Annotated in this window: 1 protein-coding gene; it reads left to right on the forward strand. The window is 71.3% G+C overall.

Features of this window, described 5'->3' with window-relative positions; translation table 11 throughout:
* Positions 1-708 (forward strand): efflux RND transporter periplasmic adaptor subunit (locus ACK4TH_RS12610; RefSeq protein ID WP_409626940.1); only part of this gene is annotated, 708 nt, incomplete at both ends.

Genomic DNA, 708 nt, shown 5'->3' on the forward strand with positions numbered 1-708 from the left:
GGTGGCGCGCCTGTCCGGTGGCAAGGTGCCGTCGGCGGCCGAGTTGGATGCCGCGCGCGCGGCGCTGGAGCGGGCGCAGGCCGGGCAGGCCACGGCCCGCGCGGCGGGGGAGCAGGCGCGCGCCACGCTGTCCACCAACGAGACCAACTTGGCCAAGGCCTCGATTCGCTCGCCCATCGATGGCGTCGTGCTGTCGCGCAACGTCGATCCGGGCAATGCGGTGGCCGCGTCGTTGCAGGCGGTGACGCTGCTGACCATCGCGCGCGACTTGCGGCAACTCAAGCTCGATGTCGCCGTGGACGAGGCGGACGTTGGCGTGGTGCACGAGGGCCAGGCCGCCAGCTTCACGGTCAGCGCCTACCCGCGCCGGCGTTATCCGGCGACGGTCGGGCGCGTGGCGTTTGGCGCGACCAAGACCGACAATGTCATCACCTACACGGCCACGCTGGACGTGGACAATCAGGATTTGTCGCTGCGGCCCGGGATGACGGCCACTGCCAACATCCGCGCGGTGGAGCGCAAAGGCGTGTTGCTGGTGCCCAACACCGCGCTGCGCTTCACGCCGAGCGATCCGGCGCCGCAGGCATCTGGCGGTGGGCTGGCGGGACTGCTGATGCCCAAGCCCCCCACCGCCGGCCGCAAGACCGCCCGCGTGGACATGCGCAGCGGTCCGCGCCAAATCTGGGTGTTGCGCAATGGCCAGCCCCA

The sequence above is a fragment of the Tepidimonas sp. genome (genome assembly GCF_046292505.1).
Lineage (GTDB): Bacteria > Pseudomonadota > Gammaproteobacteria > Burkholderiales > Burkholderiaceae_C > Tepidimonas.